Origin of the sequence: Nonomuraea sp. KM88, assembly GCF_052245635.1 — a bacterium.
In the GTDB taxonomy this organism is placed as follows: domain Bacteria; phylum Actinomycetota; class Actinomycetes; order Streptosporangiales; family Streptosporangiaceae; genus Nonomuraea.
The window spans coordinates 209,470-234,169 of the sequence record NZ_JBQQCC010000010.1 but is presented as its reverse complement, the minus strand read 5'-3'; the positions used below and the strand labels follow the sequence as shown (position 1 = coordinate 234,169).

At 71.2% G+C, this 24,700-nt stretch carries 23 protein-coding genes and 1 pseudogene; 16 read left to right on the top strand and 8 right to left on the bottom strand.

The features are described from left to right. Positions 1-23 precede the first annotated feature (23 nt). From ACTWPV_RS28390 to ACTWPV_RS28360, 7 genes and pseudogenes are all read left to right on the top strand, one after another. Positions 24-404 (top strand): hypothetical protein, encoded by a 381-nt coding sequence (locus ACTWPV_RS28390; RefSeq protein ID WP_347648941.1) that lies wholly within the window; start codon positions 24-26, stop codon positions 402-404. Next, complete coding sequence (locus ACTWPV_RS28385; RefSeq protein WP_443154136.1) at positions 353-1,396, top strand: MvdC/MvdD family ATP grasp protein; 1,044 nt, start codon at positions 353-355, stop codon at positions 1,394-1,396. The genes ACTWPV_RS28390 and ACTWPV_RS28385 overlap by 52 nt, the downstream gene beginning before the upstream one ends. Before the next feature lie 43 nt (positions 1,397-1,439). After that, positions 1,440-2,735 carry a hypothetical protein gene (locus tag ACTWPV_RS28380; protein ID WP_443154135.1) on the top strand — a complete coding sequence of 432 codons (1,296 nt, stop codon included), beginning with the start codon at positions 1,440-1,442 and terminating at the stop codon, positions 2,733-2,735. A 12-nt stretch (positions 2,736-2,747) separates the two neighbouring features. Then, positions 2,748-3,389: pseudogene (locus ACTWPV_RS28375) on the top strand (ATP-binding cassette domain-containing protein); the annotation flags it as partial. 51 nt (positions 3,390-3,440) lie between these two features. Beyond that, positions 3,441-3,839, top strand: coding sequence for a PPOX class F420-dependent oxidoreductase (locus ACTWPV_RS28370; RefSeq protein ID WP_443154134.1), 399 nt, complete (start codon positions 3,441-3,443; stop codon positions 3,837-3,839). A gap of 195 nt (positions 3,840-4,034) precedes the next feature. Next, a complete protein-coding gene (locus ACTWPV_RS28365; RefSeq protein ID WP_443154133.1) occupies positions 4,035-5,213 on the top strand; it encodes a sensor histidine kinase in 1,179 nt (392 codons plus the stop codon). Positions 5,214-5,222: 9 nt separating this feature from the next. Continuing rightward, complete coding sequence (locus ACTWPV_RS28360; RefSeq protein ID WP_347648946.1) at positions 5,223-5,867, top strand: response regulator transcription factor; 645 nt, start codon at positions 5,223-5,225, stop codon at positions 5,865-5,867. A gap of 116 nt (positions 5,868-5,983) precedes the next feature. Here ACTWPV_RS28360 and ACTWPV_RS28355 read toward each other — a convergent pair whose 3' ends face one another. The 4 genes from ACTWPV_RS28355 to ACTWPV_RS28340 all read right to left on the bottom strand — a co-directional run bounded on the left by ACTWPV_RS28355 (position 5,984) and on the right by ACTWPV_RS28340 (position 10,431). Continuing rightward, entirely contained in the window at positions 5,984-7,297 is a 1,314-nt protein-coding gene (locus ACTWPV_RS28355; protein ID WP_443154132.1) for an MFS transporter, read from the bottom strand. A gap of 39 nt (positions 7,298-7,336) precedes the next feature. Next, complete coding sequence (locus ACTWPV_RS28350) at positions 7,337-8,356, bottom strand: Ldh family oxidoreductase (protein ID WP_443154131.1); 1,020 nt, start codon at positions 8,354-8,356, stop codon at positions 7,337-7,339. A 122-nt stretch (positions 8,357-8,478) separates the two neighbouring features. Next, the gene (locus ACTWPV_RS28345) at positions 8,479-9,171 is read right to left on the bottom strand and encodes a DUF2786 domain-containing protein (protein WP_443154130.1); all 693 of its coding nucleotides are present in this window, start codon (positions 9,169-9,171) and stop codon (positions 8,479-8,481) included. A gap of 21 nt (positions 9,172-9,192) precedes the next feature. After that, positions 9,193-10,431 (bottom strand): hypothetical protein, encoded by a 1,239-nt coding sequence (locus ACTWPV_RS28340; protein WP_347648950.1) that lies wholly within the window; start codon positions 10,429-10,431, stop codon positions 9,193-9,195. Between the two features lie 422 nt (positions 10,432-10,853). Between ACTWPV_RS28340 and ACTWPV_RS28335 the strand changes: the two genes are divergently transcribed. The 3 genes from ACTWPV_RS28335 to ACTWPV_RS28325 all read left to right on the top strand — a co-directional run bounded on the left by ACTWPV_RS28335 (position 10,854) and on the right by ACTWPV_RS28325 (position 13,168). Next, positions 10,854-12,032, top strand: coding sequence for a cytochrome P450 (locus ACTWPV_RS28335; protein ID WP_443154129.1), 1,179 nt, complete (start codon positions 10,854-10,856; stop codon positions 12,030-12,032). 18 nt (positions 12,033-12,050) lie between these two features. Further along, positions 12,051-12,821, top strand: a complete 771-nt coding sequence (locus ACTWPV_RS28330; protein ID WP_443154128.1) for an HAD family hydrolase — start codon at positions 12,051-12,053, stop codon at positions 12,819-12,821. Positions 12,822-12,904: 83 nt separating this feature from the next. Then, complete coding sequence (locus tag ACTWPV_RS28325) at positions 12,905-13,168, top strand: DUF4031 domain-containing protein (RefSeq protein WP_347648953.1); 264 nt, start codon at positions 12,905-12,907, stop codon at positions 13,166-13,168. Here ACTWPV_RS28325 and ACTWPV_RS28320 read toward each other — a convergent pair. Next, entirely contained in the window at positions 13,121-13,750 is a 630-nt protein-coding gene (locus ACTWPV_RS28320; RefSeq protein ID WP_443154127.1) for an HD domain-containing protein, read from the bottom strand. The genes ACTWPV_RS28325 and ACTWPV_RS28320 overlap by 48 nt on opposite strands. On the opposite strand from ACTWPV_RS28320, the gene ACTWPV_RS28315 reads away from it, so the two are divergent. From ACTWPV_RS28315 to ACTWPV_RS28305, 3 genes are all read left to right on the top strand, one after another. Then, on the top strand, positions 13,698-15,020 hold the full coding sequence (locus ACTWPV_RS28315; RefSeq protein WP_443154126.1) for an alpha-hydroxy acid oxidase: 1,323 nt from the start codon (positions 13,698-13,700) through the stop codon (positions 15,018-15,020). The two genes, ACTWPV_RS28320 and ACTWPV_RS28315, sit on opposite strands and share 53 nt — an antisense overlap. Before the next feature lie 110 nt (positions 15,021-15,130). Then, positions 15,131-15,550 carry a hypothetical protein gene (locus tag ACTWPV_RS28310; RefSeq protein WP_347648956.1) on the top strand — a complete coding sequence of 140 codons (420 nt, stop codon included), beginning with the start codon at positions 15,131-15,133 and terminating at the stop codon, positions 15,548-15,550. A 181-nt stretch (positions 15,551-15,731) separates the two neighbouring features. After that, positions 15,732-16,997 carry a hypothetical protein gene (locus ACTWPV_RS28305; RefSeq protein ID WP_443154125.1) on the top strand — a complete coding sequence of 422 codons (1,266 nt, stop codon included), beginning with the start codon at positions 15,732-15,734 and terminating at the stop codon, positions 16,995-16,997. A 1-nt stretch (position 16,998) separates the two neighbouring features. Here ACTWPV_RS28305 and ACTWPV_RS28300 read toward each other — a convergent pair whose 3' ends face one another. Next, positions 16,999-17,577: an RNA polymerase sigma factor gene (locus ACTWPV_RS28300; protein WP_347648958.1), complete on the bottom strand. Its 579-nt coding sequence runs from the start codon at positions 17,575-17,577 to the stop codon at positions 16,999-17,001. 182 nt (positions 17,578-17,759) lie between these two features. Between ACTWPV_RS28300 and ACTWPV_RS28295 the strand changes: the two genes are divergently transcribed. The 3 genes from ACTWPV_RS28295 to ACTWPV_RS28285 are packed head-to-tail and all read left to right on the top strand — an operon-like array spanning position 17,760 to position 22,991. After that, complete coding sequence (locus ACTWPV_RS28295; RefSeq protein WP_443154124.1) at positions 17,760-18,464, top strand: Crp/Fnr family transcriptional regulator; 705 nt, start codon at positions 17,760-17,762, stop codon at positions 18,462-18,464. A gap of 22 nt (positions 18,465-18,486) precedes the next feature. Beyond that, positions 18,487-19,788, top strand: a complete 1,302-nt coding sequence (locus ACTWPV_RS28290; RefSeq protein ID WP_443154123.1) for an oxygenase MpaB family protein — start codon at positions 18,487-18,489, stop codon at positions 19,786-19,788. Further along, positions 19,785-22,991 carry an ATP-binding protein gene (locus ACTWPV_RS28285; protein WP_443154122.1) on the top strand — a complete coding sequence of 1,069 codons (3,207 nt, stop codon included), beginning with the start codon at positions 19,785-19,787 and terminating at the stop codon, positions 22,989-22,991. Before ACTWPV_RS28290 ends, ACTWPV_RS28285 begins: the two co-directional genes overlap by 4 nt. Here ACTWPV_RS28285 and ACTWPV_RS28280 read toward each other — a convergent pair. After that, entirely contained in the window at positions 22,984-23,850 is an 867-nt protein-coding gene (locus ACTWPV_RS28280; protein ID WP_347648962.1) for a hypothetical protein, read from the bottom strand. The genes ACTWPV_RS28285 and ACTWPV_RS28280 overlap by 8 nt on opposite strands. Before the next feature lie 91 nt (positions 23,851-23,941). Beyond that, the gene (locus ACTWPV_RS28275) at positions 23,942-24,685 is read right to left on the bottom strand and encodes an SDR family NAD(P)-dependent oxidoreductase (protein ID WP_443154121.1); all 744 of its coding nucleotides are present in this window, start codon (positions 24,683-24,685) and stop codon (positions 23,942-23,944) included. Positions 24,686-24,700 lie beyond the last annotated feature (15 nt).

Sequence of the window (24,700 nt, the reverse complement as noted above, 5' to 3'; positions counted from 1 at the left end):
GGGCAACAGAGAGGAAATACACCATGTCAGCGACCACGACCATCGGCGACTTCTTCGACCGCGAGCTGATCAAGGAGAATTTCGGGGCGTCCCGCTCATTCCTCGATCTGGAGGAGGAGCTCAAGGACACCCGAGAGGCCGACGAGCTGAAAGCCGGAGTGTCCGACGACTCGAAGCCCTTCGGCTACGCCTTCGAACTCGACGGAACCCTCGACGTGAACATGATCACGCAGTTCCACTCGATGGAGGACGAGATCGCGGGGCACAGCTACGACCCCGAGGCCCAGATCTGGACGAGCTCGCACGACTCCACGCAGATCCGTTCCGCCTTGACGTTCTGCTTCAGGGGAACGTGTGGCTACTTCTGGGGATTCGACAACAACGTCGACGATGGGTGGCAATAGTAATGCCCGACCCGATCGTGCTTGTGCTGACCCAAGAATTCGATGTCACCGCCGACAGTGTGGTCAAAATTCTCAGCGAGCGCGACGTGGCGGTCTTCCGCTACGACACCAGCTACTTCCCGCAGAATTCGACGCTGACCTACCAGTCCACCGACGCCGGCTGGCACTCGACGCTTGTGGACACGACGCATGGTCATCGATCGCTCCGCCTCGAAGAGGTCACCTCTGTCTGGTATCGCCGTCCGACGCCCTTCACCGCCGACCCTTCCTTGGGGAAGGCGCACCAGGAATTCGCGGTAAAAGAAAGCGCCCATGCCATGGGCGGGGTGTTCACCGCGCTTCCCGCACGATGGATGAATCTTCCGGCCTTCGAGCTGCGGGCGCACTACAAGCCGCTGCAGCTGAAGGTCGCGCGCGAGGCAGGGCTGCGAATCCCGAGGACACTCATCACCAACGACCCGGAAGAGGTCCCTCCATTTCACCGCGAATGTGGCGGGGCCATCGTCTACAAGGCGCTCAACAGCGGTCTTCTCCATCAGCCCGGCGGCTGGCCACGAGGGCTGCTCACCACTGCCCTGCCCGACATCCCGCCGGACATCCTGCCACGGGTGCGCTATTCTCCGTGCATTTTCCAGGAGCTGATCGACAAGGCGTACGAACTGCGGATCACCGTCATAGGCAAGAAGATCTTCGCCGTCCGCGTCGACAACAGGAACGACGACGGCGAGCCGCACGTCGACTCCCGGAACTTCCGAGGCACCAGCCGATACACGCAGGTCACGCTCCCCGACGAGATCGAGGAGCGGATCAGACGGCTGATGGACACCTTCGAGCTCGTCTACGGTGCGATCGACGTCGCGGTCGACCGCGCCGGCGAGCACTACTTCCTGGAGGTGAACCCCGCCGGCCAGTTCGCCTGGCTCGACGACGAGACACCCGGCCTGAACCTGGCCTCGGCCATGGCCGACTACCTGTCCGGCGTGTCGGACTAGCACTGCGGGCGGCTTGTGCGGAGGAGAGAGGAAGGCAGCGAACGTGCCACATGAACCCTCGCAGGCTGCGACCACGCCACAGGAAGAAGACGTCGACGGCGCGCCGGGTCAGGAAGCACCGAAGGACGTCGGCGCCGTCGAACTCGCACCCCACTCTCTCTGGTACCACGAGGAAGCCCTGCCCCAGACAAGGCTCAGCACGATCGTCAGGCGACTGCCCGCCCTCGTGGGGACGGCCCTCAAGCTGGCGTGGAAGGCCTCCCCCGCCGACACCGCCGCGACCATCGGGCTCAATGTGATCGTGGGCCTACTCGGCGCGGTTGGGCTGCTCGCCACCACAGGTGCCCTTGACGCCCTTCTCACCGGCGGCCCCGCACCGGACAGGCTCCGCGCGGCCATGCCCGCATTGATCGGAGTGGCCGCGGCCCTGACCGCGCGTTCGCTCCTGCAATCGGCTGCCGCGTGGACGCAGTCCAGGCTCAAGCCGAGAGTGGACCGGCTGGCCGAGCGCCGCCTGTTCGAACTCACCACGGCCGTCGCCCTCCGCGCGATGGACGACGCCGACTTCTACGACGCCATGCAACGAGCCCGCAGCCGCGGCGCACGGGGAGCTGCGTTGGTGGTGGACGCAGGCGTCGGGCTGATCACGTCAGCCGCAGGCATCGCCGCGGCAGCGGGCACGCTGGCCGTCCTTCACCCGGTTCTCCTCCCTCTGCTCCTGGTCAGCGTGCTGCCGGCCGGCTGGGCGACAGCCCACTCAGCTCGCATGCAGTACCAGGTCATCTACAAGCTGTCGACCAGCATGCGACGGCAATGGATCCTCTCGGATCTCATGGCCGACCGCCGTCCGGCTCCGGAGATCCGCGCTTTCGGCATGCGGGACTTCCTGCTCAAGCAGTACGACGACGTCGCCCGTCTGTCCGAGAACGCGCATGTCGATCTGGCCCGTCGCCAGGCACTCGCCCGGTTCGCTGGAGAGGTGGCGAACGGCGTCGTGGCCGTGCTCGTCTATGCCGCCCTGGGTGTGCTGCTCATGGCAGGAGCCGTTCCACTGGCGATCGCAGGGGGGACGATCCTGGCCATCCGCATGGGCAGGTCGTCGTTGTCCGCGCTGGTCGGCGCGGCGAACGACGTCTACGACGAGGGCCTCTACTTCTCCGACTACCTGGATTTCTGCAAGGAAGCCGAACACCGTACGTCGCAACACCGCCTCGACCTGCCGGCACCGGAATTCGCCGGTGTCGAACTGCACGAGGTCTCCTTCACCTACCCCGGTGCGGAGAGGGCCGCGCTGAGGGACATCTCGCTCAAGATCGGAAAGGGCGAGGTCATAGCCTAGGTCGGCGAGAACGGCTCGGGCAAGACCACGCTGGCGAAGATCATCGCTGGTCTGTACGAACCCGGCTCCGGCACCGTCCTATGGGATGGGGCCCCGATGGCCCTGCTCGACCGCGATGCCGTACGAAAGAAGATCGCGATGATCCCTCAAGATCACACCCCATGGCCGCTCACCGCCCGGCAGAACATCACCGCCGGGGTGGACATTGACGACGACGCAGTCATCGGCGCAGCCGAACTCGCCGGGATCCACCGCACCATCGAGGAACTGCCTGAAGGGTACGACACCCTGCTCGATCCACGATTCAAGACGGGCCACGAGCTCAGCGGGGGGCAGTGGCAACGAGTGGCCGCAGCCCGCGGGTTCTGTCGCCGCGCTCCCCTCCTCCTCTGCGACGAGCCCACCGCCGCCCTCGACCCGCGAGCCGAGCACGCGTTCTTCGAGTCCATCCGCCACTTCGCCGAGACGGATCCCGCCGCCCCACAGACCACCGTCCTGATCACTCACCGGCTCACCAGCGTCCTCATGGCGGACAGGATCTACGTCTTGGCCGGCGGACGCCTCGCCGAGAGCGGGACGCACCCGGAGCTCATGGATCTCGGCGGCCTCTACGCGTCGCTGTTCAAGCTCCAGGCCGAGGCGTACACACCGTGACGTGGACCGCCCTTCGCCCGCGCCGACACCAGTGAAAGGTCTTCCTCGCTCATGCCTCGCACGGATCTGCCCGAGCACCTCGTCTCAGCCCTGACACGGCCGAACCCCTGCGTGATCAGCACGATCCGCCCGGACGGCGCGCCCGTCTCCGTGGCCACCTGGTACCTGTGGGAGAGCGGTAACCTCCTGGTCAGTATGGATGCCCAGCGCAAGCGGCTGGACTATCTGCGTGCCGACCCCCGGGTCTCACTGACCGTCCTGGACGCCGACAGCTGGTACCGGCACATCAGTCTTCGAGGGCGCATGGTGTCCCTGACGGATGATCAAGGGCTGGAGGACATCGACCGTATCTCACGTCATTACATGGGCGTGCCGTACGGCGACCGCGAGCGACCGCGGGTGAGCGCCCGGGTCGAGATCGACGCCTGGCACGTGTGGAACCTGTCCTGACCCCCCGTGGCGCGGCGAACGACCAGGCCGATCTCCCGTCGGCCACGCCCCTGCGCGCCCCGGGCCACGAGCTGAACCCCCTGTGAACGCGACTGTTGCAACGGTTGCCCCAACAGTGCATCGTGGCGTCACGAGGATCTCTTCGCCGGAGACCAGACCCATGACCCTTGCTCGATCGCGGCACCGGTGTGAGCCTTGCGCATAAGCCTCGTGCTCCTCGCCCGGCAGTTGTCCGCGCTGGACTCCCGGCTGCTCGACGGCACGCTCGCGACCGCGCTCGTCGTCGGCAGCTGGGCATGGGAAACCCTCGAGCAGGGCAAGGGACACCCGCCCACGCCCCTGTCCATGACACTGACCGTGCTGGTGAACGCACCGCTGACATGGCGCAGGCGAGCCCCGTTCACGGTCCTGATCGTCTCGGTGGGAGCGTCGCTGACGTATCACTTCCTGGGCTACCACCTGGGGCTCAACAGCATCGGCCCGCTGGTGGCGCTTTACTCCGTGGCCGCGCATGCCTCCCGGAAGGCCACCGGGGTGGGGGCGGTGCTGGTGATCGCCGAGTGGACGCACAGCTCGGCCAGCCAGCCCGGTGTGGCGCTGTGGTCGGCGTTGGGCCAGTCGATCATCGTGGCAGTCTGGGCGGTCAGCACAGGAATCGTCGTGCACCTGCTGGTCGAGCGCGGCAGGCAACTTGCCGAGGAACGCGACGCCGCCGCTCGACGAGCAGTCGTCTACGAGCGCGTACGCATAGCCCGCGAGTTACACGACGTCGTCGCCCACCACATGTCAGTCATCTCCGTGCAGGCCGGGCTCGGCCGTTACGTCGCCCTGTCGGACCCGGCCACCGCGCACACCACGCTGGGCGTCATCGCCGACGCCAGCCACGAAGCGCTGGCCGAAGTGCGGCGTCTGCTCTCGATCCTGCGCCCGGAGGCCCCCGACCATGATGACGAAACGCCGTACACGACGATGCCCGGGCTGCGCAGCCTGGACGCTCTGGTCGAGCGTATGCGCGCAGCCGGGCTCACCATACGCTTGACCGTCGACGGGGAGCCGAGGGCGCTCCCTCCTGGACTCGACCTGTGCGCCTACCGCATCGTCCAGGAGTCACTGACCAATGTCCTCAAACACGCCGGGCCCGCGCACGTGGACATCCGCCTGACGTACGAGACCGACGCGCTGAACCTGCGTGTCACCGACGACGGCCCGGGGGCGATGCCCGGCGCTCGACCTGATGGACATGGGTTGATCGGTATGACGGAACGTGTCACCCTCTACGGGGGAGTGATCCACGCGGGATCGCCTCCGGGGGGAGGGTTCGATGTGCTTGCGACTTTCCCGCTCTTCCCTTCTGAGGAGGGCCCACTGACCTGAGGCGGGGCGATGGTCGACGTCATGGTGGTGGACGATCAGGTGCTGATCCGAGCCGGCCTCGCCTCACTGCTGCGGGCCGCAGGGCTGAACGTGGTGGGCGAGGCAGCCGACGGTGAACAAGCCGTACGCATGGCCGCCGAGCTCAGGCCCGAGGTGATCCTCATGGACATCCGTATGCCCGGCATGGACGGCATCACCGCCCTGGAACACATCCTGGCGGGTGAAGGACCGCCGCCCAAGGTACTCATCCTGACCACGTTCAACCTGGACGAGTACATCTACAACGCGTTGCGCCTGGGCGCCAGCGGCTTCCTCCTGAAGGACACCGCTCCAGAGCGGATCATCTCCGCCATCCACGTCGTCGCCGCGGGCGACGTGCTCCTGGCTCCCAACGTCACCAGACGTCTGATCGAGGCGTTCATCGTCCCGTCCGCACCCGCCGCGCCGCTCCACGCCCTGACCGCCCGCGAGACAGAGGTGCTGCGCCTGGTGGGGCACGCCCTGTCCAACAAGGAGATCGCCGAACGGCTGTCGGTGAGCGAGGGCACGATCAAGACCCATCTCAACCGCGTGATGGCCAAACTGGGCCTGACCAGCCGGGCCCAGGCGGTCGTGCTGACCTACGACAGCGGCCTGGTCAGACCCACCCGCTGAAGCGGCCGAGGGCAGGTCACCTCTTACGCCATACGCTCGGCGAGCATGCCATGAACCACCGCCGTCGGCAGGCCCGCACGGCCGGCGACGCCTCCGTCGGTGTCCGTGCCGGTCCCTCACTCCCCGACCGGTCGCCGGCGCAGCGGGTCGAAGGCGGTGATGTCCATGTCCTTGCTCTCGGCCGAGGCGTGGAAGGCCGCGAACGAGATCGCCGCGGTTCCGACGAGAAACGCCGCGACCAGCCACGGCGCCCCGCCCAGCTGAGCCGCGAGCGCCGCGCCGATCAGCGGCGAGAACCCGGCCACCGCCGCGCCCAGCTCGCGCGAGGCCGCGAACCCGGTGTAGCGCACCCGCGCCCCGAACAGCTCGGCGTAGAACACCGGCTGCACCGCGACCTGCGGGGCGAACCCGAACGCCCCCATGATCATCATCGCCAGCCACACGAGCCAGGGCACGCCGGTGTCGACCATGAGGAAGTACGGGAAGGCGAACGCCGCGACGAACACCACGCTGAACAGGTTGAGCGGGCGCCGCCCCACCCGGTCCGACAGATGGCCGTAGATCGGCTGCAGCACGATGACGGTCAGCCCGAAGAAGATCACCCCCAGCAGCGCCGTGTGGCTGTCCAGGCCGAGCCGGCCGGTGGCGTACGCGACGCTGAACGTGGCCAGCGTGTAGACCACGGCCGTGTCGCAGATGTGCGCCCCGACGCCGACGAGGAAGTTGCGCGGGTAGCGGGCCACGGCGTCCTTGATCGGCAGCCTGACGATCTCGCGGTTCCGTTCCATCTCGCGGAACACCGGCGACTCGGCCACCCGCAGCCGCACGTACAGCGCCACCCCGATCAGCGCGAAGCTCACGAGGAACGGCACCCGCCAGCCCCACGAGAGGATGTCCTGCTGCGGCAGGAGCTGCACGAGCAGGAACGCCGAGGTGCCGAGCACCAGCCCGATCTGCACGCCGGTCTGCGCGTAGGAGGCGTAGTAGCCGCGCCTGCCCTGCGGGGCGTGCTCGGCGAGCAGCGTCGCCGCGCCGCCGAACTCGGCGCCCGCGCCCAGCCCTTGGCAGACCCGCAGCAGGGTGAGCAGGATGGGCGCCCACACGCCGATCGACGGGTAGGTGGGCAGCAGGCCGATGAGCCCGGTCGACACGCCCATGATCAGGGTGGTGATGATCAGGGTCGAGCGGCGGCCGATCTTGTCGCCGAGGTGGCCGAACAGGATGCCGCCGAAGGGCCTGACCACGAATCCCACGCCGAACGTGGCGAACGCGGCGATCGTGCCCGCCGCCGGATCGGCCTCGGTGAAGAACAGCTGGTTGAAGACGAGCGCGGCGGCGGTGCCGTAGATGAAGAAGTCGTACCACTCCAGTGCGGTGCCCACGAGGGCGCCCGCGACGACGCGCTTCAGTTCGGGTGTGGGGGCGGACATCTGACCTCCAGGGGCTCAGGGTGTGGCGGGCCGCGGAGCTCACGGCTGCGGAACGCCGAGCCGTGCGGCGAGGACGCCCAGCTCGGCCCAGACGGGCGCGGGCACGGGGATCCCCTCCTTCAGCCGCGTCGCGCGCGCCTCGGCCTCCGGCTCCCCCGGAACGACCACGCCGGGACCCGATGCGCGCAGGGCTTCGCAGAAGGATTCGACCTGGGCGACGTAGTCGTCCAGGGGGACGAACGCGGACAGGTCCACCGCGGTGATCACCGTGCCGAACGTGCCGTCGTACCCGGGTGAGCAGGCGGTGCCGGTGCCGGTGAGCAGGCCGCCGACCAGCTCGATGAGAACGCTCAGGCCATACCCCTTGTGGCCGCCGAACGGCAGCAGCGCCCCGCCCCGGTAGAAGTCGGCCGGGTCGGTGGAAGGGCGGCCCTCGGGATCGACGACCACCCCCTCGGGTGCCTTCGAGCCGCCGGCGAGCAGCAGGCCCAGCTTCCCTTCGGCCATGGCGGCCGTCGCCCAGTCCATGACCACGGCCGCGCCCCCTGCCCGGGGCACGGCCCAGGCCATGGGGTTGGTGCCGAGCATCCTGCGGCGCCCGCCGTACGGGGCGACGGTCGGGTCGGCGTTGCCGACCACCTGGGCGACGAGTCCCCGGGCGGCCAGCGTCCCGGCGTACTCGCCGAGCCTGCCGACGTGGTTGCACTCCCTGATGGCGACCACGCCGGCGCCGTGCCCGGCGGCGAGCCGCGCGGCCTCGGCGGTGGCCAGCCGGGCGGCGGCCTGCCCGAAGCCGCGCCGCCCCGACACGACGGCGGTCGCGCCACGGCGCGAGACGACGCCGGGGCGGGCGTCCGGCACGATCACACCGGCCTCGATGCTGTCGACGTACGGCACGAGCCGGCGCACGCCGTGCGAGCCGTGCCCGGCGAGGTCGGCCTCGACCAGGGAGGCGGAGACCGTCGCCGCCGTGTCGGCGGGGACCCGTGCGGCGGTCAGGAGGTCGCGGGCGAGATCGCGTAGCTGGTCGGCGGTGATGAGACGGGAGGATGCGTTCACGGTGACCTGTCTCGCTTCCGCGGATCCTGCGTTCCGTGCGCGCTTATGCCCGCGGTGAGCCCGCCCAAACGGATCTGCGGAAAGGGCTTACCCCAAGCGCTTGCTCCGAGTGGTGGGTGGGGTCAGCGGGCGAGCTCGGGGGCGGTGGCGGTGCTCATGCCGGTGCGGCCGATGTCCGCGTGGCGGCCCGCGGCGACCCCGTCGCGGTAGCCGGTGCCGCTCGTCCTGGGCACGCTCATCCGGATGTCCGGGTAGCGGGCCGCCACCACCCGCTCCACCTCGGCCCTCCGGTCGGCCAGCACCACCGCCGTCCCGGTGCCGGCGGACTCGGCCTCGGCGCGGGACTCGGCCTCGCACAGCAGCCGGTACACCTCGTCGGTGAACCCGAGCAACCACGACCGCCGGTAGGCCCGCACGGCCGTGACCCCCTCGGGAAGCCGTACGCGTGCGAGCCCCGAGGCCATCTGCAGCAGCAGCGAGGTGGCCAGCAGGTCGGCGCGTTCGAGGTCGGCGGCGAACCCGAACACGTGCACCCGCTGCCCGCCCTCACCCCGCCCGATGAGCAGGGGCCGGCACCGCACCGCCTGGGCGACCAGGCTCACGAGGCGGGCCTTCTCCCTGGCCCACGGGTGGGGCAGGGAGACGATGCGGTCGCCGGGCGTCTGGCGGGTGCCCGCGGGAGGAAGCGCGTCGATGCCGTGCCTGGCCATGAGCGCCGACGCGGCCGCCATGAACGTCGCCCGCTCGTGCTCGTTGTCGGTGCGTTCGGCCTTGGCCAGGAGTTTCCTGACGCGCTCCAGCGTGCGCTCCCGCAACGGTGCTCCTCCAACGACGCCTCAGGACTTCGTCAGCACCCTCCCGTCGGCCCCCAGCGCGGGGAAGGCGCCTGTGTCGACGATGCCGTGCTGGTGGTAGAGAGCCTCGATGAGGGCGTGCGCCTGCGGCTCCAGCTTCCAGAGAGCACGATACTCGCGCGCCGTGGCCAGCGAGATGCCGATCTCCTGGGCGATGTCGACGGTGCGCGGCACGATGCCCTTGGCGATCTGCCGGTCCCAGTAGTCGCGCGCGGCCCGCATCAGGGCGGCCCGCTCGGCCGTGCTGACCACCTGCGGGGTGGCGTCGAGCACCTCGACGTCCTCGTCCTCGTCCTCGACGAGCTCGGCCAGCGCGGGCGGCAGGGCGGGGCGGGCGGGCACCGGCCGGTGGTCGGCCTCCGGCTCCCAGGGGACGCGGGGGTCGGCGTCGATGAGGGCGGAGGTGTTGTACAGGGCGGCGATCTGCGCCAGCAGGGCCTCCTGGCGGCCCTGGTCCACGGCCAGCCCGGTGTGCTCGACGGCCTGGTCCATGGCCTTGTCGAGCTTGCTCAGCGCGCCGCGCATCTTCCGCTCGGACGCCCCTCCCTCGCGCAGCGCCTTGGCCCGCTTGGCTGCCAGCGCGACGCGGGTCAGCCTGCGGTGGGCGTCGACCTCGCTGGCCGTACGGTCGCTGACCTCGGCCAGGCCCATCCTGACCATCAGCCGCTCGGGCGTCAGCCGCCAGTTGATGCGGCCGGTGCCGCGGATGCGGTGGCGTTCGATCGCCATGCCGCGCTCCCACAGCCAGGCGGCCACCAGCGGGGCGGCCAGCCTGAACAGCGCCTCGGGCACGCTGCGCGCGTCCATGCTGGACAGGACGGCGGTGAGGCAGGTCAGCGCCCACACGGCGATGCCGTCGATCCCGGCGGAGAAGTTCTCGCGCATGTTGCGGCGGGCGCGCACGGCGGAGGTGATGATCGCGACCTCGATGAACGCGAACAGCAGCAGCCGCAGCGGCCCGTCGAGCCCCAGCACGTCGCCGGAGAAGCGCCACATGCCCTGCGCCGACACGCCTGTGGCGATGGACGCGGCCACGATGGTCAGCACGTCCTCGACGGGACGCTGGGCCACGTATCGGGCGAACAACCAGGCGGCCGCGCGCCAGACGACCCTGATGACCAGGAACGCCAGCGCGAGCCCGGCAAGGCTGAGCAGCGCGATGACAGCGGTGGCGAGCGGCTTCTCTGTGACGAAGGCTGCTATTTCCTCGAATGTCGGCATCAGTCACTATCCGTGGGGGCTCTGGCTCCGGCTCTATGCGACGAGATCATCGCAGAATGTCGCCATCTTGTACGCCAAACGGCATCTGCGGCCCCATTTTGCCCAGCTTTCCCCCCAGTTCCAACGCTTGATCGACTCCGGAAAACCGGTTCGAGGCGATCGGTGACACTCCCGGCAGCCCTCTCCCCGCCACCGTCCGTACGGTCCGTCCAGCCCGCGATCGGGTGACCCGGCGGTCACAAAAGGTGAGCGCCGGGAGCAGCGGTTCCGCCCGCGAGCGGGACCGTAGGGTGAGGACGACCTCCACCGGGTCGAGGACAAATTCCTCCTTTGGGAGGGCAACAGTCCCCTTTGCGGGTGAGACCATCTATGGAGGGGTTTATCCCGACATGGTGTGATGCATCCCAGCAGGACGGATATCGATGGCAGACAACGAGTTCCCTCTCGTCCAGTTCATGCGTGACGGGTTCGATCCCGTGGGTGAGCTCGGCCGCATCCGGGCCGAGCACCCCGTCTTCCCGATGGAGATCCCCGGCGGTCAGACCGTTTACCTGGTCACCCGCTGGGAGGACGTGCGCGGCGTCCTCGGCGACCACGAACGCTTCAGCAACGACTTCGCCGGAGTCGTCGGGCTCGGGTCCAACCAGGAGGACCCGGGCGGCCTCGGCTTCCGTGACCCGCCCGAGCACACCCGGCTGCGCAAGTTCCTGACGCCCGAGTTCACCATGCGGCGGCTGCGCAGGCTGGAGCCGCGGATCGAGGCCATGGTCGAAGAGGCCCTCGACCGCATCGAGGCCAAGGGCGCCGAGAGCATGCCGGTCGACCTGGTCGAGGAGTTCGCGCTGCCGATCCCGTCCCTCGTCGTGTGCGAGCTGCTCGGCGTCCCGTACGACGAGCGCGCCGACTTCGTGAAGCTCAGCAAGGACCGCTTCGACTTCACCGCCGGTCCCGAGGCGTCCCTGCAGGCGATCAACGACGCGATGGCGTACCTCACCGACCTCGTGGCCAAGGAGCGCCGGCAGCCGGGCGAAGGGCTGCTCGGGCAGTTGCTGCGCGACCACGGAGACGAGCTCGACGACCGCACTCTGGCCAGCATGGCCGACGGCCTGTTGACCGGCGGCCACGACACCAGTACGAGCATGCTCGCGCTCGGCACCCTCTGGCTGCTGCGCAACCCCGAGCAGGCCGCCAAGGTGCGCGAGGTCGACGGCTACGTCAACGACGTCGTCGAGGAACTGCTGCGCTACATGACGGTCGTGCAGGTCGCCTTCCCGCGGTTCGCCCGCGACGACATGGAGCTGCACGGCGTGCCGATCAAGAAGGGCGAGATGGTGCTCTGCTCGCTGACCGGCGCCAACCGCGACCCCAGCCTGGGCGACGACATCGACGTCGTCCGGCCCGGCCGCGACGTCGCGGGCTCGCACATGGCGTTCGGCCACGGCATCCACCGCTGCATCGGCGCGCCGCTGGCGCAGATGGAGATGCGCATCGCCTTCCCCGCGCTGCTGCGCCGCTTCCCCGGCCTGCGCGTGGCGGGCGAGGTGCCGTTCAGGGAACTCGCCATCGTCTACGGCGTGAAGGAGCTACCCGTCGCCTGGTAGAGCGGTTACGTTCGCACTGTGAACGAACGCAGCGCGAACGAGCCCGTCATCGACCTGGGCGTGATCAGCGCCGTCGTGTTCGACACCGACGGCGTGGTGACCGACACCGCCCGGGGGCACGCGGCCGCCTGGAAGCACGTCTTCGACGCCTTCCTGCGCGGCCGCTCGGCGCCCTTCGACATCCGCGACGACTACCTCCGCCACGTCGACGGGCGTCCCCGGCTCGACGGCATCCGCACCTTCCTGGCCGCGCGCGGCATCACGCTGCCCGAGGGCGCGCCCGACGACGAGCCAGGCGCGCCGACCGTGCACGGGCTCGGCCTGGCCAAGGACCAGATCTTCATGGCCCAGGTGGACAAGTACGGCGTGGCCGCCTTCCCCTCCACGGTCGCGCTGCTGCACGAGCTGCGGCGGCGAGGAGCGCGTACGGCGGCCGTGTCGGCCAGCCTGCACGGCCGCAGGCTGGTGACCGCGGCGGGCGTCACGCACCTGTTCGACCTGCTGGTCGACGGCAACGACGCGGCCCTGATGAACCTGCCGGGCAAGCCCGATCCCGCCCTGTTCCTCGAGGCCGTACGCCGCCTCGACCTGCCCGCCGCCAGGGCCGCGGTGGTCGAGTCCGCGCTGCCCGGCGTCGAGGCGGGCAGGAAAGGCGGCTTCGGGCTGGTGATCGCGGTCACCAGGGACGGCGGCGGCGCGGCCGAGCTGCACGTGCACGGCGCCGAGATCGTGCTGCCCGACCTGGGCGAGCTGGCCGTGCGCGGCCGGGTCCTGCCCGTCCGGCGCTGAGGCGGCGGGCCCGGCCCGGCCGCCCATGGTGGCCTGGCCGTCCGGCGCCGGCCCGGCCGCGGCGCCCTTCTATTCTTGGGGTCGTGACCGTCCTCATCGACCCGCCCAACTGGCCGGGGCCGCGCGGCCTCATGTGGTCGCACCTGGTCAGCGACAGCTCGCTGCGGGAGCTGCACGACTTCGCGCTGCGGCTCGGGGTGCCGGAGCGGGCGTTCGACCGTGATCACTACGACGTGCCGGAGACCGTGCACGCCCGCGCGGTGTCGCTGGGCGCCCAGGCGGTCAGCTCCCGCGAGCTGCTACAGCGGCTCGTCGCCGCCGGCCTGCGCCGCCGCAAGCGCCGCTAGCTCGGCGGCCAGGTTGGCGCGGGCGGCCTCCTCCCACCACTCGCGCGCCCGCGCCGTCCGGTAGATGGACGGCCCGGCCAGCAGCCGGCGCAGCACCTCGGAGCGCCCCTTGGCGAACAAATCGTCGGGCACGTGGGCGTACTCCTCGCGGACGGCCGCGGCGTAGCCGGCGTAGTCCGGGCCGCCGAGGACGGCGAGGTCGGCGTCGCACAGGACGGCGCCGTCGCGGTCCCCGTCGGCCGGCGCGTGGGCGGCCGTCAGGCGTACCAGTCTGGCCACCTCGGCGACGCGGCCGGCGGGCACGCCGCACCTGGGCAGCCTCGACTGCGCGAGCTGGGCGCTGCGCTCCTCGTCCCAGCCCGGCCTGCCGTCGTAGACGGCGTCGTGGAACCAGGCGGCCAGCAGCACCGCCGCGGGATCGTCCGCGTCTCCTGCCAGCCGGCCGGCGGCCGCGAGCACGGCGGCCAGGTGGCCGAGGGTGTGGTAGCGGCGGTGCGGCTCCGACCAGCGGGCGACCAGTTCCGCCCCGGTGGCGAGGCTCGCGGGCGAGCCGCCCGCGAGCACGGTCCAGTCGTCGATCACCATCCCACCGTACGCGGTTCGTCCAGGATCGTTTGGTAACGTCCTGGTCATCGACGCCACACCGAAGCAGCCGCGGCGCCTGCCCCGCTGGCGGGAGCTGCGGGCCGTGATGCCCGGCCGGCCCCGCTGGTCCGCGGCCCAGCGCATCGCGGGCGCCGCCGACGTGGCCGGCCTGCGGCTGCTGGCCAGGCGGCGGGCTCCGCGGATGGTGTTCGACTACGTCGACGGCGCGGCCGAGGGCGAGCGGTCGATGGCCAGGGCGCTGGAGGCGTTCGAGCGCGTGGAGTTCAGGCCCCGCGTGCTGCGGGACGTCGCCGAGGCCCCGACCGCGGTCGAGATCCTGGGGCGGCGGATCGCGATGCCGGTCGTGCTCGGCCCCACCGGCTTCACCCGCATGATGCACCGCGAGGGCGAACCGGCGGTGGCGCGGGCCGCCGCACGCGCGGGTGTCCCGTACACGCTGTCCACCATGGGCACCACCAGCGCCGGCGACGTGGCCGCCGCGGCCCCCGGCGGGTGGAACTGGTTCCAGCTGTACGTCGTCCGTGACCGCGCCCGCAACCTGGACGTCCTGTCCCTGGCGCGGGAGGCGGGCATGGACGTGCTGGTGGTGACCGTGGACGTGCCCGTGGCGGGGGCCCGGCTGCGCGACGTGCGGCACGGCCTGACCGTCCCGCCGTCCCTGCGCTGGCGGAGCGCGCTCCAGGCGGTGCGGCACCCGGCGTGGTGGTTCGACTTCCTGACCAGCGAGCCGCTCAGGTTCGCCACCGTGGACGGCGCGCCCGACGACCTGGCGGGGATCACGAACCTGATGTTCGACCCCTCGGTGACGATCAGGGACCTCGGCTGGATCCGGTCGGCGTGGCGGGGCAAGCTGCTGGTCAAGGGTGTGCAGCGGGTCGACGACGCCAAGGAGCTGGCCGCGGTGGGAGTGGACGGCATCGTCGTGTCCAACCACGGCGGGCGGCAGCTCGACCGCGCCCCCACGCCGCTGGAACTGCTGCCAGCGGTGGTGGCCGCCGTCGGCGACCGCACCGAGGTCTTCCTCGACGGGGGCGTCCGCACGGGCGCCGACGTGGCCGCCGCGGTCGGGCTGGGCGCGAAGGCTTGCTTCATCGGCCGCGCCTACCTCTACGGGCTGATGGCGGGCGGCGAACCGGGCGTGCGCCGGGTGCTCGACCTGCTGCACGCCGAGCTCGTACGCACCCTGCAGCTGCTGGGCGTCGGCGACGTCACCGAGCTGGGCCCCGACGCGGTCCGCCTGCGCTAGACGGACGGCCAGAAGTCCGTCATCCATCACCAGAAGGGTGCGTATTTCCCCGCCATCGGCGGCGCTCTGCACCTTCGCACGGGGCACCGCCCCGCGGAGAGGAGAGCGACATGGCGACCGGGGAATTCCACGTGATGAAGGTGCCGGCCGAGCAGCTGACCGGGACTCTGCACGGTCAGGTGGTCGATCCCGGTGCTCAGCCCACGAAGGTCGTGCGGCGGGGCGAGGGCTGGACCGTGGACGTGAGCTGGGAGGTCACCGGTGAGCTGGTCGACTGGCTGGCGGGCTGCTGGAAGCTGGAGATCGTCACCGACCGGCCGGGAGGCGGTGAGTCACGGCATCCCACTCCGCCCATGGAGTTGACCTTCACCCCTGGCTCGGGCCGGTACACCGCTTCCGTCCCGATGCGCGGCCGGCTCAGCGCCGGCACCTATGACCTCGTGGTCAACCTCACCACGGCGACCGCCGCCGGCAGCGCGGGGGCGCTCGGCGGGTACGTCGTGCTCAGCAGGATCGTGGTGCTGGACTGAGGGCGCCGCCCCGGGAGTGCCGCCCGGGGCGGCGGATCGACGATTCGTCTGCAAGCCCGTCGCAAGCGGCGGCTCCTACGCTCCTGGCTGGCGGCCACGGGGCAGAGCCGGCCGCCGACCGTATCCGACGCCCCCGGAGCACGCTCTCCGAGGCGACGGGACCAGCAACACGGGAGACCCCATGTCCGACACTCCGATGACCGCGGACGACGTGCTGCGCATCGCGGCCTACAAGGACCGGAGCCCGGCGCTCGAAGCGATGGTCATCGCCCACAGCTACCACCGCGTCGCCGGTGACCTGGCCGCGCACCTCGGCAGGGACGCGACCAACTGGTACTGCTACGCCACCTGGACGTCCAAGGCGGTCGGGGAGAGCCTGGACCTCAGCCCCGGCTCGCCGTTCATCGAGGACGTCGGGCGCCGGCTCGGAGTACCGCAGCGGTTCATGCGGGTGTTCAGGGCCGCGCTGCTCACCCTGCTCGGCCCCAGCTACCGGCTCGGGCTGGCGCTGGCCAACCGGGCCATCTTCCTGGAGACGGCCAGCCTCGCGGTCAACCTGTGGAACGACACGCCCGACCGCTACCTCAAGGTGAGCCCCGAGTCCGGCCTGACGCCGACGCCGCCGCGGTTCCTGACCGACCTGCTGGCCGACGCCGACGAGCGTTACCTGAAGGACGCCGCGCAGCTGCTGGTGGAGGCCCGGGAGGCCACCGACCCGGCGGACCGGGCCGAGCTGATGCTGGGCGCCAACATCGCGCTGTCCGCCTACGAGCAGGCACGCGCGCAGAAGGCCCTGGAACTCGTGCTCTACCGGCCCGTCAGGTGGCTGACGCGGGTGTCGTGGCGGTCGTTGCGCTCGCTGGTGACCCGGCGGCCCTTTCCCAGGTTCCGGCTCTACAGCGCGCGGCACGAGGACCAGCCGTGGCTGACGCGCCTGCTGGAGTCGGCGTGGTCCTCCCTCTACACGCGCCACATGTTCGCGGTGCGCACGCCGCTCAGCGACGTCAAGGTCGGCAGGCCGCTCACCGCGCCCGCCGGCGTCGACCTGGCCGAGGTGTGGGCGCCGATCAGGAACGAGAAGGTGCGCAAGCTGGCCGAGGAGTTCATCACCGAGGACCAGGAGGCGTCCATGGCGGGCGTCGCCGACTGGGTGTCCTACCGCGACCGGATGCGCTTCATCGTCAGCTATTTCCGCGTCTACCAGACCGTCTCCGCGCTCTACGACGCCCCGTTCGCGAAGGAGATCTCCGAGGGCCTGGCGGAGGAGATGAAGCGCGGCCTGGTCCCCCAGGCGGTCGGCGACATGTTCGCCGGCAACCCGGGGCTCGGCCGTCCGCGCGGGGTCTACCGCTATCCGTCGGAGACCGATCCCGACGCGTACGAGATGGAGCACTTCGACTTCGAGCCGTTCCTGGAGGCGATCCCGCTCGGCCCGGACACGAAGTGAGTCAGTCAAGGAAGTCGCGGGTGATCTCCCGAGCCTGGAGCAGCCCGCGCAGCTTCGCGAAACAGCGGGCTCGGGTGGGCCCGATGCTCCCGACCGGCCTGCCCAGCCTGCGTGCCACGTCCACGTAGTGGGGCTCGGAGGTTTCCGTGAGCGCTCTGAACAGGACCCGCTGCGCCGCCGGCAGTTCCTCGACCAGCTCGGCCAGCGTGCCCGCCAGCCAGATCCTGGCCAGTTCCCTGTCGACGTCGTCCGTGCTGCCCAATGAATCGAGGTCGGGCGTGCAGATCTCCTTCGTCCGCCTGGTGAGCTTGAGACACTCGCGGAAGGCGATGGTCGCCAGCCAGCCCGCCATCCGCTGGCCGTCGCTCACGCTCTTCAGGTTCTGCCAGGCCAGCAGCCAGGTGGTCTGGAGCACGTCCTGGGCGTCCTCGTGGCTGAGCCTGAACCTGCGGATGCGCGCCCTGAGCATGGGGCTGAACTCCTCGACCAGCCGCTCCCACGCCGCCGCGTCGCCGTCCTGCGCGGCCGACACCAGCGCGGCCGTGGCCGTGCCGGGACGCTCGATGGTCTCCACGTGCATGTCTGTCTTCTCCCTGCCGGTCCGGGTACTCGGGGGGCCAATCCCGTCCGGCAGGTCCACCGTGCGTCGAGTGATCTGTCCGGTCTGTTCCGGACGACACAGTACGGCTGTGTTCCTCGTCACATTCCAGGCATCGGCGGCGGCTCCCTGTCCAGGCGCGGAATGCGGCCTAAAGTTCTTGCATGAAAGGGCATCTCCCTCACGACGCCGAGGCGATCGCCACCGTGCTGGCGGAGATTCCCTTGTTCCGCGTGCTCGGAGAGAGCGGCATCCGGAGCACGGCTCAGGCGGGGCTGGCGCGGAGATACCGCTCGGGGCAGATCATCTTCCACCAGGGCGACCCGGGAGAGTCCCTCTACGTCCTGCTGGCCGGCCTGGTGAAGGTGGTGTTCACCACCGAGCACGGCGACGAGATCGTGCTCAACATGCTGGGCAGGGGCGACACCTTCGGCGAGATGGCGCTGCTGGACGGCTCACCGCGCTCGGCGTCGATCGTGACGGCGCGGGCGGCGTGGGTGTTCGCGCTGCCCAGGGCGCGGCTGCTGGAGCTCATGCGGGAGCACCCGGGGCTGGCCGACGAGTTCCTGCGCATGCTCGGCCACATGGTGCGCAGGCTCACCGACCAGGCCGCCGACCTGGCCTTCCTCGACCTCGGCGGGCGGCTGGCGAAGCTGCTGCTGCAACTGGCCGACAAGCACGGCCACGCCGACGGCGTGGTGGAGATGCCAAGGCTGACGCAGTCCGACCTGGCGGCGCTGATCGGCGCGTCGCGACCGGCGGTCAACCGGGCGCTGCAGTCTCTCGTGTCGCGCAATCTCATCGCCGTCAAAGGCCGGACCATCACGCTGCTGGATGTCGCCGCTCTGCGCAAACGGGGCGGCCTCTGACCGAATCTGGAGTACGGGGCACATGACGGAACAGGACGAGCGCTGGCCGGAAGAACGGTTCCGGCAGCTGAGGCAGCAGGCGGATCCCGACATCGACAAGGTGGTCGCCGACTATCTCGAGGCCCAGCCCGAGGGGAGCGGCCCGCTGGAGCTGCTCAAGGCCGTGGTCGCCGAGCTGGGGCAGGCCAAGCGGGAGGCGAGGGCGCCCTCGGGCGAGCCGCCCGCCTCCGAGATTTTCGACGCCATCGACTTCGCCAGGGACCTGCCCGGCTGGGGCGACGACGAGGAGTTGCTGGCCAGGGGGCAGGCCGTGTTCGCCGACTACGGGCTCTACCAGTCGGCCGCGCTGTTCTGCAAGTGCCTGCCGATGGCGTACGTGGAGGTGTCCAGCGCCAAGGTCCTGGCCGGCGTCTCCAACCTGGCCACGCACAGCCTCACCCGGAGGGTGGCCGAGACGGGGCAGATGCTGATCGACGTGATGGGGCTGCGGGCGACCGGCAGCCTGCGGCCCGGTGGCCCCGGGCACACCACGGCGATCGGGCTGCGCATCCTGCACTCGTTCGTGCGCGCCGTGGTCGACGAGCGCTACGCCGACCGCTGGGACACCGCGAGATACGGGCCCCCGGTCAACCAGGAACTGCTGCTGGCCACCATCTTCGACTTCTCGGTGGTGACGTGGGAGGCTCTGGAGCGCATGGGCGTCGTGCTGACCGAGGAGGAGCGCGCCGCCCACCTGCACACGTGGAGCGTCTTCGGCCATCTGATGGGCGTCGACGCCTGCCGTGACAGGCCTCTCACGCTCGCCGATGTCGAGCCGGTCAGCGAGCGTCTCGGCCGCCTCTACGAATCCAGCGAGGAGGGCCGCCGGCTGATGGCCACGCTGCTGGCGGAGATGGAGGAGTTCATGCCCCTCGGGTGGCGCAAGCTGCCGCGCAGCCTGGTGCACTGGGTCTTCCGCGACGCCGCCCACCGTGCCGACCAGGTGCCCGAGCTGCTCCAGGTGCCGAAGCCCGCATGGTGGTTCACCGCCCTGTTCGCGGCGGCACGTTCGGCGCACCGGCACTCCTGGCTGGCGGGCCCCGTCGACGGCGTGGCCCGCCGGCTGACGCGCAAAGCCGGCAGGCACATCGTCATCGCGCTGATCGACCGCCACTCCGACGGCACCGCGGCGTTCCGGATCCCCGAAGAGCTGGCCCGCGCCTGGCGGATCAGGCAGTCGCGCCCCGCGGTGGCGACCCGGGCGGTCCGCCGGGAGGTCCGCGGCAGGTTGCGCGCGCCCGTGCGGGCCATGAAAGGGCGGACGCCGCAAGGGCCGGGCACGTGACTCCCCCGCACGCGCCCGGCGCGCTCACCACGGCGACCATCCTGTTCACCGACGTGGTGAGCTCCACCGCCCTGCGCGTCAGGCTGGGCGAGGAGCGGGCCAACGTCGTCTTCCGCCGGCTCTACCAGCTGCTGCAGTCCGTCGTGACCGCCAACGGCTCGACGTTCACCAAGAGCCTGGGCGACGGGCTGATGGCGGTGTTCGACTCGGCCACGGCCGGGCTCGACGCGATCATCGCGGTCGAGCAGGCGGTCGCCGACGAGAACGAGCGCGCCCCGGAGAAGATCTCCATCCGGGCCGCGCTCGCCGCCGGCGACGTGTGCTGGGGGCGCGACGACGTCAGCGGGCTGCCCACGGTGGAGGCGGCACGCCTGGTCGCGCTGGCCGAGGGCGGCCAGGTGCTCTGCACCGACCTGGTACGCCGGCTGGCGCAGGGGCGGGGCAGGCACGAGTTCAAGGACCTGGGGCGGCTGCCCGGCAAGGGGCTGCGGGAGCCGCTGCACACGTACGAGCTGCACTGGCAGAGCGCCGAGCACCACCAGAGCGGCGGGCCGGCGCCGTGGCTGGACGAGAACCACGTGCTGCCCTTCGTCGGCAGGGAGGAGGAGCTGCGGGCGCTGGACGGCGAGCTGGCGGCGGCCGAGTTCGGCAGCGGGCTGGTGATCCTGCAGGGCGAGCCGGGAGTGGGCAAGACCCGGCTGGCCTCCGAGGTCGCCAGGCGGGCGCTCAAGCGGCAGTTCACGGTGCTCGCGGGGCGGTGCACGGATCCGGCGCGGCAGGCGTACGAGCCGATCGCGGGCGCGGTCGAACGGCTGGCCCGCACCTCACCCGCGCTGCTGCTGCGGGCCGGGGTCGACCAGCAGTGCGGCCAGCTCGTCCGGCTCGCTCCGTCGCTGGCCGCGCCGCCGCTGTCGCTGGAGGTGCCGCCCGCCACCGAGCCCGTCTCGGAGCGCTACCACCTGATGGCCGCGGCCCGCACGCTGATCGAACGCCTGGCCACCGTACGACCGGTGCTGCTGGTGATCGACGACCTGCAGTGGGCGACGCTGGAGTCGCTGCAGATGCTCAACGCCCTCATGTGGGACGCCGACGCCCTGCCCATGCTCGTCCTCGCCATGTCGCGGCCGTTGCCGGTCGAGTCGGCGATGCCGGAGCTGCACAAGGTGACCGCGGAAAGCCGGGTCATCCCGGTCCCCGCCTTCGGCCTCGACGAGGTCGGTCACGCGCTGGCGCAGCTGCGCACCGGCGGCGACGCCGAGCGGCTGCACCGGATCACGGGCGGCAACGCGTTCCTGGTCAGCGAGGTGGTGAGAGAGCTGGCCGCGGGCAAGGACCTCGACGCGCTGGCCGTGCCCGACTCGGTGTCCAGGATGGCCGTGGCCCGCATGGCGCAGCTCCCTCCGGACGCGCGTGACCTGGTCAACCTGCTGGCCGTCGGCGAGCGCATGGAGCCGGCCGAGTTGCGGGCCGGGCTCGACCTCGACGAGGCGCGGTTCGTGGCCGCCGTCGAGGAGGCGATGGGCGCGGGCCTGGTGAGCATGTCCGACGGCGGCTCCTGCCACTTCACGCACGAGCTGACCAGGAACGCCCTCTACGCCAACCTGTCCGTGCCGCGCGCCGGGCTGCTGCACGGCCGGGTGGCCGACGCGCTGTCGCGGACCGACCCGGGCGCCATGGAGGCCCGGCCGTACGTCGTGGCCGCTCACCTGCTGGCCGCCGCCGAACACGGCCGCGACCCCGCCCGGGTGCGCGCGGCGGCGGAGGCGGCGGTGCGCGCGGCGCAACACGCGCTGGCCGGGCTGGCCCACCGCGAGGCGGTCACGTGGTACCAGCGGGTGCTCGACCTGCTCGGCGACTTCCCCGGCACGACGCGGGAGCGGCGCGCGGAGCTGCTCATGGAGTGCGGCAGGGCGATGTGGCTGGCGGGCGACCCGGAGGCCAGGCAGACCCTGGTGCGGGCGGCCGACCTGGCCAGGGAGTGCGAGCGCCACGACCTGATCGTCATGGCCGCGCTCGGCGGCGACCGCGGCTTCTCCACCATCTCGGCGGCGCCCGACACGCAGCGCATCGCCCTGCTGACCGAGGCGCGCCGGCTGGTCGACTCCACTGACGTCAGCACCAGGGCGCTGCTGGCGGCCCAGCTCGCCTCGGAGCTGATCTGGGCGCCCGACGGCGAGCGGCGCTTCGCGCTGAGCGACGAGGCGGTGGCGCTGGCCCGCAAGTCCGGCGACCCGCGCACGCTGGCCGGCGTGCTGGGGTTGCGCAGCCTGACGATCATCCCCGCCGACCCGCTGCACCAGCGGCACCGCGACGGCGACGAGATGCTGGAGGCCGCCCGCATGACGGGCGACGACCTCGCGCTGTTCCACGCGTACGTGCAGCGCACGCCCCCGGTGCTCGACAGCGGCGACGCGGCCAGGGCGGCGACGCTGCTCGACCGGGCCGACGAGCTGGCGCGCCGGCTGGCGCAACCCCAGCTCAACTGGGTGATCGGCTATTCCAGGGCCGGGCTGACCCTCATGCAGGGCGACCTGGCGCAGGCGGAGGCCGAGGCGGAGGCCGCCATGCGGCTCGGTTCGGAGATCGGCCGCCGCCTGGAGGCCGTGGCCATCTACGCCGAGCAGATCGGCGAGATCCGGCGGTTGCAGGGGCGGCTGTGGGAGCTGGGCGACCGGCTGCGGCGGGCCGCCCGGGCGCCGCGCGTCGACCCGGTGCACGCGGTGCTGCGCTTCCTGTGCGAGCTGGGCGACGAGGGGGCCGCTCCCCTGCTCGACCGCATCCTGGCCGACCAGGGCGCCGAGCCGCCACGGAACATGGCCTACCGGCCCGCTCTCGACAACCTGGCCGTGGCCGCGTCCAGGCTGGGGCGGCCCGAACTGGCCGGACAGCTGTACGACGCGCTGGCCGCCGACGGCGAGACGTTCGGGCACGGCACGGTGGCGCACCACTGCGGGCACCACTATCTGGCGCACCTGCGCGTCGCCATGGGGGATCCGCGGCGGGCCGCCGAACATTTCGAGGCGGCGGCCGAGGTGCACGAGCGGCGTGGGGTGCCGCTCATGCTGGCCGAGTCCCTGCTCGACTGGGCCGGCCTGCTGGCCGGGGGCGAGGCGCGCGGGCCCGACCCGGCGGATCTGCGCGAGTGGTGCGGCTCGCTGCTGGCGGGCCGGGGAGCGCACCTGCTGGAACGCCGGCTCACGTGATCTCGAGGGTCTGGCCCGCTTCGATGGCGTCGCGGACGCTCCTGGTCAGGGTCTCCTGCAGCGTGTCTCCCTGGGCTTCGAGCTCGCGCAGCCCTTCGGTGTCGTCGGTGTGGGCCAGCAGGGCCCGGTACTTGTGGTTGTTGCCCAGGGCGTCCATGGCCCGCAGGGCGGCGTCGGCCTCCTGGACCCGACCGGCGTACCGCTCCAGGCTCTCCACTCTGGCCGTCACCGACGCGACGGAGCGGCGCAGGGCCTCCTGCTGGGGTTCGAGCACGGCCAGCAGTTCGGGGGTGACGCGTCCCTGGCGGGCCTCGTCCTGCTCCTCCTGCAGGTGCGTCTGCACCCGCAGGAGCATGGCGATCTCCCAGAGCTGCCTCGGTAACAGGGTCTCGTTGGCCAGGTCGTCCAGCAGCCGCCGCCGCATGACCTGGGAGGTGTAGACGGACATGACGGCCGCTCTGGCCCGTTCCAGCAGGGCGCGTGACGGCGGGGACAGCTCGTCCACCGCCACGAACCTGTCACGGTACGGCGACCGCGCCGGGTTCCGTCCCAGCCTCGGAACGAAGCAGTCGATCACGGCCAGGCGCTCGACGTCGGTGAGGGAGGGGTCGGTGACGAGGTCGACGGTACGCCGGACCCGGTCACGCTCGCGGGCGAGCCGCTGCCGCTCGCCGGCGTTGACGGCCCGGTGGTTCATGACGTCGTGCGCGACGACCAGCCCGCACAGGCCGATGGGCGCCATCAGCAGGGCGAGGAGCAGGACGCCTGATCCGAGGTGGACGTAGGCGACGAAGCCGATCACGACGAGCGCCGCGCATCCCGCGCCGGATGCCAGCGCGTACAAGCACCCCTTGGCCACGCCGTCCCCCTCGAAACGAGTTTCCGAAGTGTCCCTAGAAATTCACAATAACCGCCTGATTAACGGAGATCATGAGATTTGGGTGGACTTGTCAGCGAAGGTATGAGGCGCCGTTCAGATCGAGCACCGTGCCGCTGGCCCACTCGGCGGACGGCGACGCGAGGTACAGCACGGCCGTCGCGATCTCCTCCGGCCGCGCCACCCGCCCGAACGGGCTCTGCGACCTGATCGCGTCGCCGCGCGGCGCCTTGAGGTGCTCGTTCGTCATGTCCGTCTCGACGAATCCGGGCGCCACCGAGGCCACCGCGATGCCCCGCGGGGCGAGCGCGATGGCCAGTGACTGGCCGAAGGCGTTCAGCCCCGCCTTGCTCGCGCCGTAGGCCGGGCTGTCGGGCTCGCCGCGGAAGGCGCCGCGCGAGGAGACGTTGACGATCCTGCCGCCGGCGGGCATGTGCTGGATCGCGCACCAGGTGGCGTTGGCCGCGCCCGTCAGGTTGACGTCGAGCGTCCGCCGCCAGGCGTCCTGCCACTGCTCGTAGGACATCTCGGTGACGGGGTGGTGGAGGAAGACCCCGGCGTTGTTGACCAGGATGTCGATGCCGCCGAGGGCGCGCGCCGCCTCGTCGGTCATGCGCCGCACGCCGTCGGGGTCGGCCAGGTCGGCCTGGACGACCACATGGCCCCGGCCCGGCAGCTCGCCGAGCAGGCTCTGGGCCTCCTTCGCGGAGTCGCGGTGGTGGATCGCGACCCGATCTCCCTGGGCGGCGAAGGCCGCCGCGATCGCGCGTCCGATGCCTCGCGACGCTCCGGTGACAAGAACTCCACGTCCGCTCATCCGCCGCACCCTAGC